General features: G+C 70.4%; 16 protein-coding genes. 11 read left to right on the top strand and 5 right to left on the bottom strand.

What is annotated here, in order from left to right; genetic code table 11:
- Positions 1-163: 163 nt before the first annotated feature.
- The 7 genes from ACWDR4_RS03885 (at position 164) to ACWDR4_RS03855 (ending at position 6,804) form a co-directional block, all read left to right on the top strand.
- The gene (locus ACWDR4_RS03885; RefSeq protein WP_450403521.1) at positions 164-1,516 is read left to right on the top strand and encodes an MFS transporter; all 1,353 of its coding nucleotides are present in this window, start codon (positions 164-166) and stop codon (positions 1,514-1,516) included.
- A gap of 27 nt (positions 1,517-1,543) precedes the next feature.
- Positions 1,544-2,344: a LamB/YcsF family protein gene (locus ACWDR4_RS03880; RefSeq protein ID WP_450403519.1), complete on the top strand. Its 801-nt coding sequence runs from the start codon at positions 1,544-1,546 to the stop codon at positions 2,342-2,344.
- An 8-nt stretch (positions 2,345-2,352) separates the two neighbouring features.
- Positions 2,353-3,090, top strand: a complete 738-nt coding sequence (locus ACWDR4_RS03875) for a 5-oxoprolinase subunit B family protein (protein WP_450403517.1) — start codon at positions 2,353-2,355, stop codon at positions 3,088-3,090.
- Entirely contained in the window at positions 3,087-4,079 is a 993-nt protein-coding gene (locus ACWDR4_RS03870; RefSeq protein ID WP_450403515.1) for a 5-oxoprolinase subunit C family protein, read from the top strand. Before ACWDR4_RS03875 ends, ACWDR4_RS03870 begins: the two co-directional genes overlap by 4 nt.
- Before the next feature lie 76 nt (positions 4,080-4,155).
- Complete coding sequence (locus tag ACWDR4_RS03865; protein WP_450403512.1) at positions 4,156-4,941, top strand: SDR family oxidoreductase; 786 nt, start codon at positions 4,156-4,158, stop codon at positions 4,939-4,941.
- A gap of 31 nt (positions 4,942-4,972) precedes the next feature.
- The gene (locus ACWDR4_RS03860; protein ID WP_450403509.1) at positions 4,973-6,166 is read left to right on the top strand and encodes a pyridoxal phosphate-dependent aminotransferase; all 1,194 of its coding nucleotides are present in this window, start codon (positions 4,973-4,975) and stop codon (positions 6,164-6,166) included.
- A 35-nt stretch (positions 6,167-6,201) separates the two neighbouring features.
- On the top strand, positions 6,202-6,804 hold the full coding sequence (locus ACWDR4_RS03855; RefSeq protein WP_450403507.1) for a TetR/AcrR family transcriptional regulator: 603 nt from the start codon (positions 6,202-6,204) through the stop codon (positions 6,802-6,804).
- On the opposite strand, the gene ACWDR4_RS03850 is transcribed toward ACWDR4_RS03855, so the two are convergent.
- On the bottom strand, positions 6,780-7,469 hold the full coding sequence (locus ACWDR4_RS03850; RefSeq protein ID WP_450403505.1) for a M24 family metallopeptidase: 690 nt from the start codon (positions 7,467-7,469) through the stop codon (positions 6,780-6,782). The two genes, ACWDR4_RS03855 and ACWDR4_RS03850, sit on opposite strands and share 25 nt — an antisense overlap.
- 51 nt (positions 7,470-7,520) lie before the next feature.
- Positions 7,521-8,003 (bottom strand): molybdopterin-dependent oxidoreductase, encoded by a 483-nt coding sequence (locus tag ACWDR4_RS03845; protein ID WP_450403502.1) that lies wholly within the window; start codon positions 8,001-8,003, stop codon positions 7,521-7,523.
- Between the two features lie 139 nt (positions 8,004-8,142).
- On the opposite strand from ACWDR4_RS03845, the gene ACWDR4_RS03840 reads away from it, so the two are divergent.
- From ACWDR4_RS03840 to ACWDR4_RS03825, 4 genes are all read left to right on the top strand, one after another.
- The gene (locus ACWDR4_RS03840; protein ID WP_450403500.1) at positions 8,143-8,529 is read left to right on the top strand and encodes a TOBE domain-containing protein; all 387 of its coding nucleotides are present in this window, start codon (positions 8,143-8,145) and stop codon (positions 8,527-8,529) included.
- A 108-nt stretch (positions 8,530-8,637) separates the two neighbouring features.
- Positions 8,638-9,465 (top strand): molybdate ABC transporter substrate-binding protein, encoded by an 828-nt coding sequence (gene modA / locus ACWDR4_RS03835; protein WP_450403497.1) that lies wholly within the window; start codon positions 8,638-8,640, stop codon positions 9,463-9,465.
- Complete coding sequence (gene modB, locus ACWDR4_RS03830; RefSeq protein ID WP_450403495.1) at positions 9,462-10,337, top strand: molybdate ABC transporter permease subunit; 876 nt, start codon at positions 9,462-9,464, stop codon at positions 10,335-10,337. The genes modA and modB overlap by 4 nt, the downstream gene beginning before the upstream one ends.
- The gene (locus ACWDR4_RS03825; RefSeq protein WP_450403493.1) at positions 10,334-11,410 is read left to right on the top strand and encodes an ABC transporter ATP-binding protein; all 1,077 of its coding nucleotides are present in this window, start codon (positions 10,334-10,336) and stop codon (positions 11,408-11,410) included. Before modB ends, ACWDR4_RS03825 begins: the two co-directional genes overlap by 4 nt.
- A gap of 404 nt (positions 11,411-11,814) precedes the next feature.
- On the opposite strand, the gene ACWDR4_RS03820 is transcribed toward ACWDR4_RS03825, so the two are convergent.
- Genes ACWDR4_RS03820 through ACWDR4_RS03810 form a run of 3 tightly spaced genes read right to left on the bottom strand, consistent with a single transcriptional unit; the run spans position 11,815 to position 15,483 of the window.
- Positions 11,815-12,894 carry an Ldh family oxidoreductase gene (locus tag ACWDR4_RS03820; RefSeq protein WP_450403490.1) on the bottom strand — a complete coding sequence of 360 codons (1,080 nt, stop codon included), beginning with the start codon at positions 12,892-12,894 and terminating at the stop codon, positions 11,815-11,817.
- Positions 12,895-12,914: 20 nt separating this feature from the next.
- The gene (locus tag ACWDR4_RS03815) at positions 12,915-14,621 is read right to left on the bottom strand and encodes a thiamine pyrophosphate-dependent enzyme (RefSeq protein WP_450403488.1); all 1,707 of its coding nucleotides are present in this window, start codon (positions 14,619-14,621) and stop codon (positions 12,915-12,917) included.
- 1 nt (position 14,622) lies between these two features.
- Complete coding sequence (locus ACWDR4_RS03810; protein ID WP_450403485.1) at positions 14,623-15,483, bottom strand: amidohydrolase family protein; 861 nt, start codon at positions 15,481-15,483, stop codon at positions 14,623-14,625.
- Positions 15,484-15,599: the final 116 nt, after the last annotated feature.

Raw genomic sequence — 15,599 nt, 5'->3', positions numbered from 1 at the left:
GCAAGAGGCCGCGGCCACCCAGCCAGCTGCGACAACCTTGGAAACACGACGGAATCGCAAGGTTGACATGGATGCAACCTCACCCCTTGACCACCCCGAGAATGCGAACTTATTCTCATTCGCGATTCACGTCGCATCTCGGCTCGAACCCGGAAGTGGGCCCATGGCAACGTCAGATCGGCTCGGCATCACCACAGATCCCTCAGAGACAGCGGTCGACGTCGTCACCGCACAGGACAAGGTCGTCCGCAAGGCCACCGTCGCGGGGGCCGTCGGCTCGTTCGTGGAGTGGTACGACTACGGCATCTACGGCCTGCTCGTCACCTATCTCGCGATCAACATCATGGGCGAGGCGGAGGCCGGAGGGCTCTTCCTCACCAACGTCGGTTTCCTGATCAGCTTCCTCGCGCGCCCTTTCGGCAGCGTGATCTGCGGTTATCTCGGGGACAAGGTTGGGCGCAAGACGCTGCTGGCCACTCTCCTGGTGCTCATCTCCGGAGCGACGGCCGCGATCGGCCTCATCCCCTCCCACGCCGTCATCGGGGTCGCCGCACCCACCCTCCTGGTCCTGCTCCGCGTGCTCCAGGGCTTCTCGGCGGGCGGAGAGGTGGCGGGCGCCATGTCGTTCGTCGGCGAGTACGCCCCGGACTCGCGCCGCAACTTCATGATGAGCTTCATCGCCGTCGGCTCCTTCGTGGCGCTCATGTTCGGCAGCACCCTCTCCGCCGTCCTCATCACGACGCTCGGCGACGACGCGATGACCTCCTGGGCCTGGCGCGTCCCGTTCCTGCTCGCCGTACCGCTCGGCTATGTGGGCTTCTACATCCGCAGCCGACTGGAGGAGACCCCGCACTTCACCGCCCTGCGCGAGCAGAAGAGCGTCGCCCGCAACCCGCTCCGCGAGGCGCTCACCTCCAAGCGGCACCTGAAGGCGATCGCGCTCACCATCTTCCTGCCGGCGCTCAACGGCCCCGGCTACTACCTGCTGTTCGTCTACATGCCGACGTATCTGAAGACCTCGCTCGGCGACCACAACTTCTCGATGGTGCGGGCACTCATGGTCACCGCGTGCAGTCTGGTCGCGATCGTGATCAGCATCCCGCTGATGGCGCGGCTGTCGGACCGGATCGGCCGCAAGCCCGTGCTCGTCATCTCCGCCGTCGCCATGGGCGTGGTCTCGTACCCCATGTTCCTGCTCATCACCACCGGCAGGTTCGGGCTCGCCTGTATCGGCACGGTCGTTCTCGCGGTCGCCTTCTCCGGTCACGCCGCGGTGGTGCACACCGTGCTCGCCGAGATGTTCCCGACGAGCGTGCGCTACTCCGCGTACAGCATCGGGTTCAGCATCTCGACGATCATCTTCGGCGGCAGCGCCCCGCTCGTGATGACCGAACTCATCGAGTCGACGGGCTCCAACCTGATACCGGCGTTCGCCTCGATCCTCACCGCGACGATCACCCTGGTCGCCGTCGCGTTCCTGCGGGAGACCAAGGGCCGGCCGCTCGCTTCCCACTGATCCGAACCGCACTTCGGGAGACACACCATGGCAACCCATTCGGTAGCAGTCGTCGCCGACCTCGGCGAGAGCTTCGGCAACTACACGATCGGTGACGACGCGGCCCTGCTCGGCCTGGTCACCGCGTCGAACATCGCCTGCGGCTTCCACGCCGGTGACCCGCGCATCATGGACCGGACCGTCCGCGACTGCGTCGAGCGCGGGATCGAACTCGGCGCCCACCCCGGCTACCCCGACCTCGTCGGCTTCGGCCGCCGGCTCATCGAGGCCTCGGAGGACGAGATCCGTACCGACATCCTCTATCAGCTCGGCGCGCTCGACGCCTTCGCACGGGTGCACGGCGGCACGATCAGCCATGTCGCCCCGCACGGCCGGATGGGCTCGATAGCGCAGACCGATGCCAAGCACGCCCGCGCCATCACGGACGCGATCGCCGCGTACAACAAGGAGTACATCGTCATCTGTCAACGCGGCCTGCTCGCCGAGGAGTCGTACAAGCGCGGCCTCGACGTCGGCTACGTCTTCCTCGCCGACCGCGGTTACGGCGACGACGGCATGCCCGTCCCGCGCTCGCACGAACAGGGCCTGATCTACGACCCGGAGGCCATCGGCGAGCGCTGCGTGCAGGTCGTGCGGGAGGGCACCGTGCGCTCGGTGGACGGCAACGTCGTACCGCTCGGCCACGACGTCGACGTACTCCTGCTGCACGGCGACCACCCCACCGTGCTCGCCAACGGCACAGCGCTGCGGGCCGGGTTGGACGCGGCGGGTGTCAACGTCACCGGTTTGAAGGACGTGTTGGCCGAGAAGGCGAAGGCCCTGGTCTGAGGGTGTCGATGACCGCCGCGCAGATACCCGCCGTTGCCGTCGAGCCCTTCGGGGACTCGGCGGTGATGGTGACCGTCCCCCATCCCGATCCGGTGATCCGCAGGACCGCGATCGTCGCCTTCCGCGAGCGGTTGCTGGCGCATCGCCCGCCCGGCGTACTCGATGTCGTCTCCGGACTGGAGTCGCTGCTCGTCGAGTTCGACGCGCTGGCGACCGCACCCGAGCACATCGAGTACGCGATACGGCTGCTGGCGGAGCGGATGCCGGCCGAGCAGCCGACCGAGCGGTCGCGCACGGCTCTCCGGTTCGCCGTCCCTGTCGTGTTCGACGCGGAGACGGGACCCGATCTGCTCTCCGTCGCCGAGGAGGTGGGCCTGGCGCCCGCCGAAGTGGTCGACGCGATCGCGGAGTCCACGTTCACGATCTCACTGCTGGGCGCGGCGATGGCGCCGATGATGGACGGGCTCCAGGTGCCCCGGCCGGTCCGCCGACGCGCCGAGCCGCGCACCGACGTGGCCCCCGGAGCGATCATGATCGCGGGCACCAACGCGATCATCCAGCCGTTCCCGGGCCCGACGGGCTGGCGGGTGGTGGGGCGGACTCCGCACACCATCGTCGACATCTCCCGCCCGGACCCCGTGTCGTTCGCCACGGGTGACATCGTGCGGTTCGTCCCGGTCAGCCGGGACGAGGCGGCGGCGCTGGACGCGGGCTTTCTGCTGCCGGTGGAGGAGGTGCCCGTATGAGGACCGTGGGCCTCGACATCACTGGCACGGGCTGGGTCACGACGTTCCAGGACCTCGGCCGGTGCGACGCCGAACGCCGTGGGGTCCCCACCGGCGGCGCGGCCGACCAGCACTCGGCGGCCGTGGCGAACGTCCTCGTGGGCAACCCTCGGGACGCCACGCTGATCGAGAACCTGGGCGGCGAGTTGGCGTTCGTGCCCGACGCCGATGTCCTGGTCGCCGCGACCGGCGCCCCCGCGCGGGTCACCGTCGGTGGCGCGCCCGTCGACACCTGGTCGCCGGTGGTCGTGCCGGCCGGCCAGGAGGTCCGTCTGGGCGGCGACCTGGGAGTCGGCGCCCGCAACTACCTGTCCGTACACGGCGCGTTGGCGGCGGAGACGCTGCTGGGCAGCGCCGCTCCGGACGCACGTATGGGCTTCACGCAGGCTCTCGGGGCGCGGGTCCTGCTGGAGTCCGGGTTCCGGGGATTCGGGCGCAGCCACTTCACTCCCCCGCTCTTCCGGCTCCCCGTCCCTGTCCTGCGCTGCCCGGAGGGGCCCTGGGTCGTCGACGTCGTGGAGAGCTACGGCGCCCGCTCGATCCCTGGGGTCCGTGAGCTGATCGCGGAGTCGCCGTACGTCGTCACCGCCCGCTCGAACCATGTCGGCCTGCGGCTCGAGGGGCCGGTGCTGCACCCGGACTCGGACACGGAGATCGTGTCGCACGGGGTGCCGGTCGGGGCGCTCCAGATCCCGCACGCGGACGAGCTGATCGTCCTCGGCAGATACCGGAGCCTGACGGCCGGCTACCCGATCGTCGGCGTCACCTCCCGGGCCTCGCTCCCGCTGCTCGGGCAGGCCGGGCCCGGCCGGGAGTTGCGGTTCCGGTGGGTGGACCGGGAGACCTCGGTACGCCGGTCCGCCGAACGGGAGGGCGAGGTAAGGGCGTTGGAGCGGGCGACGGCCGCGGCGTTCGAGGCGCTCGGCTTCATGGCGCGGTGCGTCCGGTGAGGACCGCGCGCTTGATCCGGCAGCACATGAGAAACTATTCTCACTTGATAGAAGTATCTCACATGGAGGAGGAACGGTGACGAGGACCGCGCTCATCACAGGCGCCGGCAGCGGAATGGGGCTGGAGACCGCACGTCTGCTCGCCCGCGAAGGCATCACCGTCGTCCTCGTCGGCCGCCGCCAGGAGCCCCTCGACAAGGCCGAGGCGGAGATCCGCGCCGAAGGAGGGACGGCTCTCGCCCTCGCGGCGGACATCACCGACGCCACTGACGTGACCCGGGTCCTCGACATGATCCACGCCGAACTCGGCCCGGTCGACGTCCTCGTCAACAACGCGGGCAGCGCGTCGTCGGTGCTCAACCCGCAGTGGCTGCCGCACGAGGAATGGCGCCAGGTCCTCGACGTGAACCTCACGGCGGTCTTCCAGCTCACCCAGGCCGTGCTGCCCGACATGCTCGGCCGCGACGGCGGCACGATCGTCACGGTCTCCTCGCTCGCCGCCGTCAACCCCAACCTGCTCGGCGGGGCCGCGTACGGGGCGGCCAAGGCGGGGGTCCGCAACTTCATGACCTTCCTGCACAACACCTTCCGCAACCAGGGCCTGCGCGCCATCACCGTGCTGCCCGGCGAGGCGGACACCCCGATCCTCGACAACCGCGCCCGGCCCCCGGCCCCGGAGGAACGCGCCCACATGCTCCGACCCGAGGATGTCGCGGAGGCCGTCCGCCTCGCGGTGACGCTCCCCCAGCGAGTGGTTCTCCAGGAGATCGTCGTCGCCCCGACCCGGCAGCGCGACACCTCTGCCGACCTGGAGATCAGCCGCTGGGCGGGCGCTCCCGCCGACGCCGGACCCCAGGACTGACCACCCCTTGCCCCGCCTCCAGGAGGAGAGCATGCCGCCCACCGCCGTCACCACCACTCCCCCCTCGTTCGCACCCGCCGCGGCCGTCGCCCGGATCGCCGCCGCCTCCCGCCGGACGCAACAGCCGCAGTCCGGAGGCGACCTCGTCTCCCTCGCCATGGGCGAACCCGACTTCGACACACCGAAGCAGGTCACCGAGGCGGCGGAGGCCTCACTCCGCGCCGGCCGCACCCACTACTCGCCCCTGCTGGGCGAACCGGCACTGCGCGAAGCACTCGCCGAGAAGCTCACCGGCATCGCCTCCTCCCCCGTCTCCCCCACCGACCTCCTCATCACCCAGGGCGGCACCGCCGGTCTCGCCGCGGCGATCCTCGGCATCGTCGACCCCGGCGACAAGGTCGTCGTTCCCGACCCCACGTACTCCCTCTACGCCGACCTGGTGAGCATGGCCGGCGGAGTCGTCGTCCCCGTCCCGCTCGCACCCGACCTGCACTGGGACCTCGACCGGCTGGCCGACGCCCTGGACGGGGCGAAGCTCTTCGTGTTCTGCAACCCGGGCAACCCCACCGGAATCGTGCACAGCCGCGGCGAGTTGGAGGCACTCGCCGACCTGCTCGACGGCACACCCACCCTCGTCATCTCGGACGAGGCGTACGCCGACCTGGACTTCACCGGCCGCCCGTTCACCTCGGCGCTCGCACTCGACGGCCTGCGCGACCGTACGGTCTACTGCCAGACCTTCTCGAAGAGTTACGCGATGACCGGCTGGCGCGTGGGCTATCTCTGGGGCCCCACACAGCTGATCCAGGCCGCCGCACGCATCCACAACACCTTCAACGGCTCGGTCAACACGGTCGCCCAGGACGCCGCGCTCGTCGCCGTACAGACCTGCGGCCCCGACATCGCGAGGATGCGCGCGGAGTACGAGACGCGCCGCGAGATCATGCGGACGGAACTCGCCAGGATCCCAGGCCTCACGCTGAGTTCCCCCGAGGGCGCGTTCTACCAGTTCCCCCGGTACGACCTCGATCTGCCGTCCGCCGAGGTGGTGGCGGCGCTGCGCACGACGTACGGCGTCGCCGTGCGGCCGGGCAGTGAGTTCGGCGCCTGCGGCGAGGGACACCTGCGGTTGTCGTACGCTGCGAGCGCGCAGTCCGTGGTCGAGGGCGTCCGTCGTCTGGCCGACGGCCTCGCGGGCCTTCGGGCTCGTCGGACTGTTCGGTGAAGGCCGTCTCCATGCAGAAAACGGGGATTCGACCCATGCGCAGTGACACCCAGCGCAACCGCAGGCAACTCATCAAGGCCGCCGCGGAGTTGTTCGAGAACTCACCGACCCCGGTGAGCCTGGCCGAGATCGCCAAGCGTGCCGAGGTGTCCACCGCCACGGCCTACCGGCACTTCTCCTCCGTCGAGGACGTCCTGCACGCCTTCCGGGCCCAGGTCGGCTCCGAGTTGCGGGACTTCAGCGCGGCGCAGACGACGCGCGGTATGCAGCGGCTGGAAGCGGTGTCCCGCTACTGGGTGTCGCTCGTTCTCGAACACGGCGGTGCGATGGCGCAGATGCGCTCGCACCGCGGCTATCTGGAGCGACTGCGCGAGAACACCGGCTATCTCGCCCCGCAGGCCGAGGCGCTCACCGAAGCCCTGCGGCAGACCACCGAGGACCTCGGACTCGGCGACCTCGGTGACGAAGCCCTGTACCTGTGGAACGCCTTGTTCGACCCCCGCGACATCCTCGACCTCATCAAGAGCGGACGCACCGAGGGCGAGGCGGCCTCCCGTCTGGTGGCGGCGCTGCGCGGCGCCCTCATCGGCTGGTCCACGGCACCGGACCGGGATCACAGGGTGAGCAGTTCCTCGTAGAAGCCGCCGAACTCCCGTTCCCGGTCGATGAGATGGATCTCCAGAATCCAGTGGCAGCGGCGCCCGGCCTTGTCGGTGCGCCGCAGCTGTGTGGTGTTGGCGGGCGTGATGTACGACTCGACGTCCGCGCCGTCGATCCACTCGTGCGGGAACTCGCCGACCAGGTGCCCGGCGTGCCAGCCGCCCAGCTCCCACCCGGCCTCTTTCGCGAGGCGCTCCACCTCGGCGTACAACCGTGCCCCCGTGATCTCCGGATCGGCGTCGAAGAAGCGCCGGCCGGCCGCGAAGAGCTGCGGCAGGTCGTCGCGCAGCCGGTGCTTGACCGGGTCGTCGCCGAGGACGAAGGTCCGGCCGAAGTCGGCCTCGTACTCCTCGAAGATCGGACCGAAGTCGGCGAACACGATGTCGTCCGCGGCGATCTCCCGGTCCGGCGGGTTCTCCCGGTAGGGCTTCAGCGTGTTCGGCCCGGAGCGCACGATCCGCTTGTGCCAGTGCCGGGTCGTGCCGAACAGTTCGTTCGCCAGGTCCCGGACCTGATCGCTGACCGCCCGCTCGCCCTCGCCCGGTGCGATCAGCCCGCGCTTCTCGATCTCCGTGAAGAGCCGCTCGGCCTTCGCCTGGGCGTCCAGCAGCCGTGCCGCACGCGTGGGTTCGTCATCCGCCATGGGCCGAACCTAGTTACCTAGATCGCTTCCGGCAACGCAGTTCCGGTGCCCTCAGGCCCACGAGGTGTAGCCGCCGTCCACGCGGATCGCGCTGATGCCGCTGATGTGCCGGGCGCCGCAGCGGTCCTGCGGGAGAACCAGCTGAGGTCCGGCGCGGTCGAGCGGGGTGGCGTCGATGGTGGCCGCGAGCAGTACCGCAGCGTGGCCGAAGTCGGGGTCGATCTCGGCCCAGGACAGCAGGGCGTGGTGACCGTCCGCGCCGGTCACGGCGATCAGGAAGCGCAGGCGGTCCTTGCGGCGGGCCGGGTCGAAGCCGGGGCCGGCGGCCGACAGCACCTCGTGCAGCAGGGGTCCGGTGAAGCGGTGGTGCTGAACGCCGCTGGTGGCGCACTCGAAGCTGACGTCGGCCTCGTGCTGGGGCCAGGCGAGCAGATCGGGCACCGTCAGCCGGGACGGCCGGGCCAGGTCACCGGCGAGGGTGAGTTCCGCCGGTGGAACGGTGGCCGTGCCGGCGGCTGCGAGGGACTGACTCACGGGCTACCACCTCCCGGACTGACCGTACCCGGACCTGGGTCCCGTGCAAACGCACATGCCAACCGTTCAGATCATGGTTCCGGCTCATGCGAAGCCACAGGAGACTTTCCCCTTGCATTTGCGGCAGTATCATCAGCGCGTGCACACCTGTCGGATCGGGGATGCCGCTGTCCTGCTCGGTGTCAGTGCCGACACCGTGCGGCGCCTCGTCGACGGCGGGAAGCTCACCGCCGAACGCGACGAGCAGGGCCGCCGGATCATCCCCGGGCCGGCCCTCGCGGCCTACGCCCGGCAGGTGCACCGGGCGGAGCGGGAGTCCACCGGCTCCTCGGCCCGCAACCGGCTCTCCGGCATCGTCACCGACGTGATCCTCGGTGATGTGTCGGCGCAGGTGGAGATCCAGGCCGGACCGTTCCGGGTGGTGGCGCTGGTCAGCCGCGAGTCGGCTGAGGAGTTGGAGCTGGAGCCCGGTGTTCCGGCGGTTGCCGTGATCAAGTCGACCAACGTGGTCGTCGAGAGACCGTAGATGGTCCGCCAGGACCACAGATGGATGGTCCGGCAGGACCACAGATGTATGGGTCCGTCAGGACCAGAAGCGATTGTGTCCGTGAGGACCAGAGGGAGTGGACCCGTGATGACCCGTACCGCGCGCCGGACCCGCCGACCGATGCAGGTGGCCGCCCTGGGGGCCACCGCGTTGCTGACCCTGAGCGCCTGCTCGTCGTCCGACGACTCCTCGTCGGCGAAGTCGGACTCCTCCGCGTCCGCCTCGGCCTCGGACAAGCTGTCCGGCACGGTGACCGTGTTCGCCGCCGCGTCGCTGAAGGAGAGCTTCACGACGCTGGGCGAGCAGTTCGAGAAGGCCCACCCCGGTACGAAGGTGACCTTCAGCTTCGGCGGCAGCGACTCCCTCGCATCGAGCATCACCGGCGGCGCCCCGGCGGACGTGTTCGCCTCCGCCAGCCCCAAGACGATGAAGATCGTCACGGACGCGGGCGACGCCACCGGCACACCCGCCACCTTCGTCCGCAACCAGCTGGAGATCGCCACCCTGCCGGGAAACCCCGACAAGATCGTGTCCCTCAAGGACCTCACCAAGTCCGGTCTGAAGGTCGTGCTGTGCGACAAGGAGGTGCCCTGTGGCGCCGCCGCCCAGAAGGCCCTGGACGCCAGCAAGCTGAAGCTCACCCCCGTCTCCTACGAGCAGGACGTCAAGGCCGCCCTGACGAAGGTCGAGCTGAAGGAGGCCGACGCGGCCGTCGTCTACAAGACCGATGTGCACGCCGCGGGTGACAAGGTGGAGGGCGTGGAGTTCCCCGAGTCCGCCAACGCCATCAACGAATACCCGATCGTCCAGCTCAAGGACGCCCAGAACACCGAGGCCGCCAAGGCGTTCATCGCCCTGGTGCAGTCAGCGGCGGGCCAGCAGGTCCTGACCGAGGCCGGGTTCCTCAAGCCGTGACCCTCCCGAGCGACAAGTCCGGCGCCGCGACCGACACCCTCCGGGGCGGTCCGCGGCGTCGGCGCGTCCGGACGGGTGGCATCGGTGGCGGCGGCCGGGGCGCTCCCCTGCCGCTGCTCGTGCCCGCGCTGATCGGTGTGGCGTTCCTGGTCGTGCCGCTGATCGCGCTGCTCGTACGGGCCCCGTGGCGCAGTCTGCCCGAGCTGCTGACCAGCGCCGAGGTGTGGCAGGCGCTCCAGCTGTCCCTGGTCTGCGCGACCGCCGCCACCGCGGTGAGCCTGGTCATCGGTGTGCCGCTGGCCTGGCTGCTGGCCCGTGTCGAGTTCCCCGGACGCGGACTCGTCCGGGCCCTGGTCACCCTGCCGCTCGTGCTGCCGCCGGTGGTCGGCGGTGTGGCGCTGCTGATGGCGCTCGGCCGCAACGGCATCGTCGGGCGGTCGCTGGACTCCTGGTTCGGGATCACGCTGCCGTTCACCACGGCGGGCGTCGTGGTCGCGGAGGCGTTCGTCGCGATGCCCTTCCTGGTCATCAGCGTCGAGGGCACCCTGCGCGCCGCCGACCCCCGCTTCGAGGAGGCGGCGGCCACGCTCGGCGCGTCCCGGTTCACCGCGTTCCGCCGGGTCACGCTCCCGCTGATCGCGCCGGGCATCGCGGCCGGCGCGGTACTGGCCTGGGCGCGGGCGCTGGGCGAGTTCGGGGCGACGATCACCTTCGCGGGCAACTTTCCCGGCCGTACGCAGACGATGCCCCTGGCGGTCTATCTGGCGCTGCAGAGCGACCCGGAGGCCGCCATCGCCCTCAGTCTGGTCCTGCTGGCCGTGTCCGTCGCGGTGCTGGCGGGACTGCGCGACCGTTGGATGACAGCAGGATGACCGACATGCACGATGCCCCCGCCGACACCACCCTCGACGGCCTCGACGCCCATCTCGTCGTCGAGCGCGGCGCCTTCCGTCTCGACGTGGCGCTGAGTGTCGCGCCCGGTGAGGTCGTCGCCCTGCTCGGCCCGAACGGTGCCGGGAAGACCACCGCCCTGCGCGCCCTCGCCGGTCTGACCCCGCTCACCGACGGCCGTCTTCGCCTGGACGGCATGGCGTTGGAACGTACGCCGCCGGAGTCCCGCCCGGTCGGCGTCGTCTTCCAGGACTACCTGCTCTTCCCTCACCTCACCGCCCTGGACAACGTGGCGTTCGGGCCGCGCTGCCAGGGCGCGACCAAGGCTGAGGCACGTGCGCAGGCAGCCGAGTGGCTCGACCGCCTGGGCCTCGCGGACCACGCCGGTGCCAAGCCGCGCAAGCTGTCCGGCGGCCAGGCTCAACGCGTCGCCCTGGCCCGCGCGTTGGCCACCCACCCGCGCCTGCTGCTCCTCGACGAGCCGCTGGCGGCGCTCGACGCCCGTACCCGCCTGGAGGTCCGCGCCCAACTCCGCCGTCACCTGGCCGAGTTCGAGGCCGTCGCCGTCCTGGTCACGCACGACCCGCTGGACGCGATGGTGCTGGCCGACCGGCTGGTCGTGGTCGAGGACGGCCGGGTCGTCCAGGAAGGCACCCCGTCCGACATCGCCCGCCATCCCCGTACGGACTACATCGCCCAGTTGGTCGGCCTGAACCTCTACCGGGGCGAGGCCGACGGCCACACCGTCCGCCTCGACACCGGCCCCGCCATCACCACCACGGAAGTCCTGTCCGGCCCGGTCTTCGTGGCGTTCCCGCCGAGCGCGGTCACCCTCTACCGCGACCGCCCGACCGGCGCCAGCGCCCGCAACCTCTGGCGCTGCGAGGTCGCGGGCCTGGAGACCCACGGCGACCAGATCCGCGCCGACCTCGCGGGAGAGCTGCCGCTCGCCGCGGACCTGACCACGGTCGCCGCCGCCGAACTCGAACTGCATCCGGGGGCCGAGGTCTGGGCGACGGTGAAGGCGACACAGACGCACGCGTACCCGGTCTGAGAAAGTGCGCGGCAGGGCCGCTTCCACCTCCCGCACGTCGCGCCAGTGCGTCGACGGCGGCAGGGCCTCACCTCGGCGCTCCCCCTGGACGCCGTCAAGGAACTCGCTCTCGCCACGGGCTCCGCGACGCACGCCCTGATCAAGTCCGCGGAGGTCGACCTCGCCACCGGCCCGGTGGCGGGCGTCTCCGGCCGCGACCGCCTGCCCTGCACGGTGAGCGCCATCGCCCCCCGGAGCCCAAGGCCCGGAGCCGCAATGGCCTCCGTCAAGGCCGACATCGAGGGCGACGAACTCACCGCCGGGATCATCAACGACCCCGTCCGTGACCTCGGCCCGACCGTCGATTCCCTCGTCACCGGGTCGGCCAAGCCGCCCGAGGCCTCCCTCGCCACCATCGGATTCCGCTATTCCACGCTGGTGATCTCGGGCAGTGCGACGCCCAACTTCTCCGCCGCTTCCCTCAGTTCACGCCACACCTTCGGTGCCACGGGCACCCCCTCGCCGGCCCGGCCCTCGGCCAGTGCGGCGCTGCGTTCGCCCGGGTAGAAGACGCCTGCGGCGCCGTCCGCGACCGGGAGTTGTTTCAAGGTGCCCAGTGTGGTGTCGACGGCCGCGGCAAAGGCGTCCGGGTCGCCGAAGGCCGCCGGGTCGAGGGCGATGAGCAGGGCGTTCTGGCGGTGCCTGCGGCCCTGGGGGTCGTCGGAGTGGAAGGCGGAGAGGATCGGGGCGCCGACGAGAACGCTGGTCAGCAGTTCGAAGGCGAGCGACATGCCCGAGCCCTTGGCACCGCCCAACGGCAGCGGCATGACCGCCTGCTCGGGGTCGGTCGTGGGGGTGCCGTCCTCGGTGGCGGCGGCGCCCTCGGGCAGTTGGGTGCCGTTCGCCCTGGCCTGTCGGATCTTTCCCAGGGCGATGGTGGCGGTGGCCATGTCGAGGAGCAGCGGCGCGTGTTCGCGGGCCGGTACGGCGATGGCGATCGGGCTGGTGGCCACGGCGGCGCCCTTGACGCCGGTGTAGCCCATGTTCGGCATTCCGGCGACGAATCCGATGCCGACCATGCCCTGTTCGGCGATCTTCGAGACGTAGTAGCCGATGGCACCCGTGTGGACGGTCCGGCGTACGCCCACGGAGGCGATGCCGGTCGTCCGGGCCCGCCGTACGGCCTCCTCGGCAGCGGCGGTCAGAGCCACCGGGCCGGGGGCGCGGTCGGCGTCCAGGACGGCGGCGGCCGGCGTGGTGGACTCGAACCTGAGGTCGGGCTTGGCGTTGGCCACGCCCTTGGCGAGCAGTTCGACGTAGGCGGGGATGCGGGCGATGCCGTGCGAGTCGACGCCGCGCAGCGCGGCCCAGACGAACACGTCGGCGGTGGTGCGGGCGTGCTCGGCGCTGAGGCCGGCCTTCTCCAGGACGGCGGCGGCGAGGGTACGCAGTTCAGCGGCGGGGACAATGACCTTGCCCGGCTTGGGCGTTGGGGTGTCGGACATGGTGGCGGGAGTCTCCTGGGTCAGCGGGTGACGAGAACGTCGACGACGGCGGTCGTACCGTCCGCCACGGCCTTGAGGGCACGCTCCAGAGCGGGCGCGAGGGCATCGGGCGCGTCGACCGTCTCGGTGTGCATCCCGAACGGCTCGGCGAACGCGGCGAGTCGGGGCAGCCGGTGCAGATCGGTGCCGAGCCATTCACCGGTCTCGGCCGCCGCGCCCTCGGGGTAGAAGCGGCGGTGGTTGAGGTTCATCGACTTGTAGACACGGTTGTTGAACACCACGATCAGCAGCGGGAGTTCGTACGTCTTCGAGGCGTCGTACGACGGGAGGACCGGGTTGTACGCGAAGGCGCCGTCACCGATCGTGAGCACCACCGGGCGTTCCCGCGCGGCGAGTTTGACGCCGAGGGCGACCGCCATGCCCTGGCCGAGGCCGCCCTGGACGTAGAAGTACGAGTCGGGGGCGGAGACTTGGAGATGGCGTTTGACGACCCGGCTGTGGGTGATGGTCTCGTCGACGACGATCACGTCCCGTCCGTCGAGGAGCCCTCGCAGGGTCGCGGCGAGGAGCACCGGGTCGATGCCCTCGCCCCCGGCCGCCTTCGCCTCCGCGGCGGCGATCGCCGTCCGTTCGTCGGCGTGCCGCTGCTCCTGTGCCGTACGGCGTGCGGCGACGGCAGCCGTGTCGAGCCCCTTGGCCCGTTTGGTGAGCTGGCGCAGGGTGTTGGCGACGTTGCCCTCCAAGTAGTGGTCGGCGAACAGGACTTGGTAGGTGATGTGCGGGCGCTGCGGTACCTCGTCGATGACGACGACCTTCGCGCGGGCCGGGCGGCGGGAGGGCGGGTAGAAGGGGGCCCGGCAGTTGACGAGGAGGATCAGGTCCGCCTCGTCGAGCCATGGGCCGACGTCGGAGCCGGCGTGCAGGGGGTGCGTACGCGGGAAGTTGCCGCACACGGCCGAGTCCGGCTCGACGACCGGGATGTGCCACGCCTCGGCGAAGGCGGTCAGGGCCTCGAAGCCTCCGGCCTCCCGGCCCGCCGTCTCGGTGACGATGACGGGGTTCTGCGCCTCGCGGATCAACTGGGCGACCGGGTCGACCTCTTCGGGCGAGCTGTGCGTGGAGCCCGGCGGCACGATCGGCTTGGCCTCACGGCCGTCCCACTCCTCCAGGAGGATCTCCAGCGGGATGTTGAGGTACGCCGGTCCCGCCGGAGCCCGCCAGGACAGTTCGGCGGCACGGGTGATCATCGTCGGCAGCGTGTGGACACTCGCCGCCTCGGTGGACCACTTGGTGAACGGCTGGGCCACGCCGTGCGGGCCGCCCACGATCGACAGGTTGCGGTACCACTGGCCGCCCGGGTCCTGGCCTGGGCCGTCGCCGTAGGTGGTCGACTCCGAGGAGGCTACGACCATGGGGACGCCCGCGAGCAGCGCGCCGTGGACCGCCATCGAACCCTGGAGCAGGCCGGGGGCCGCGTGCAACAGCACGCCCTGCGGACGGCGTTCGACCAGGCCGTAGCCGGTGGCCATGCCGACGGCGACGGTCTCGTGGGTGAGGTCCAGGTACCGCGGGCAGGGCAGTCCGTCGCGGTGGTGCCGGGCCAGTGACTCCCACACCGGGGCCCATTCGGACCCCGAGGAGCAGAAGAGGTAGTCGGCGCCGGCGGCGGTGAAGGCGCGGACGGCCGCGTCCCCGCCGTCCATGTGTTGGCTGTGGCTCTGGCTCATGTCAGCCCTCGATCGGCCAGTTCAGGACCTCGGAGATACCGCGCCCCATGATCCATTCGAGCTCTTCCGGGGTGAAGTCCCAGTGCTTGGTGAACTGCTCGATGGTGTCGGTGTACGTGATGCCGTGGCCGAGCAGCCGGGTGATGTCCGTGCCGTAGAAGCAGCGCTGCGGGCCCATCCTGTCGACCATCTCGCGCACGTACTTCTGGATGTTGTTGTTCGGGAAGGGCTGCGTCGAGTAGCCCGGCAGCGCGGAGACCTTGACGTAGATATTGGGGTGCGCGGCCAGGTCTGCGGTCTCCGAGACCCAGTAGCCGATCGAGTCGTCGACGCAGCGGGCCATGATGCCCATGTGATCGATGATGATCTTCAACTCGGGGTGCTTGGCGGCGATCTCGCCCAGTTCCCGCTTCCAGATCGGCGCGTGGACCATCGTCGGGATGCGCAGGTCCTCGGCGAGGGGCCAGTACCAGTCGTTGGTGCCGTCGATCATCCAGTTGCGGTCGATCGGCCGGTGGAAGGTGAGCCGGGTGCCCTTGACGTACGGGTTCTGCGCGAAGTCCGCGAGCATGGCCTTGCCCTCTTCGGGCTTGTTCTGCGGAATGCGGGCCATGATGCCGAACCGGTCGGGGTACGCCTCGCAGGCTTCCAGGGCGTAGTCGATGCGGTCACCCTCCCAGGAGGGGGGAAGGATCAGCGCCCGGTTCACCCCCGCCTCGTCCATCAGCTCCAGCGCCTCCTCGTACGAGAAGGGGTCCTCGCGGTGTCCGTTGAGGCGGATGCGCTCCCGCGCTCCCGGGACCCAGGGGCGGTCCTCGGACTCTTCCAGCCAGATGTGGATCTGCGTGTCGACAACGAACATCGGTGGGCTCTTTCTGTTCGAAGGAGGGTGGTGAGGTGGTGAGGTGGGTGCGGGTGGAACGCTAGGCGTGGTGCGAGACCTTGCGGAGCCCCCGGGAGCGCAAGCACTTGTTGCGC

Source organism: Streptomyces sp. NPDC000878, from assembly GCF_053599695.1.
Note: the sequence above shows the minus strand (reverse complement) of the source record. Positions and strands in the feature narration are given on the sequence as shown.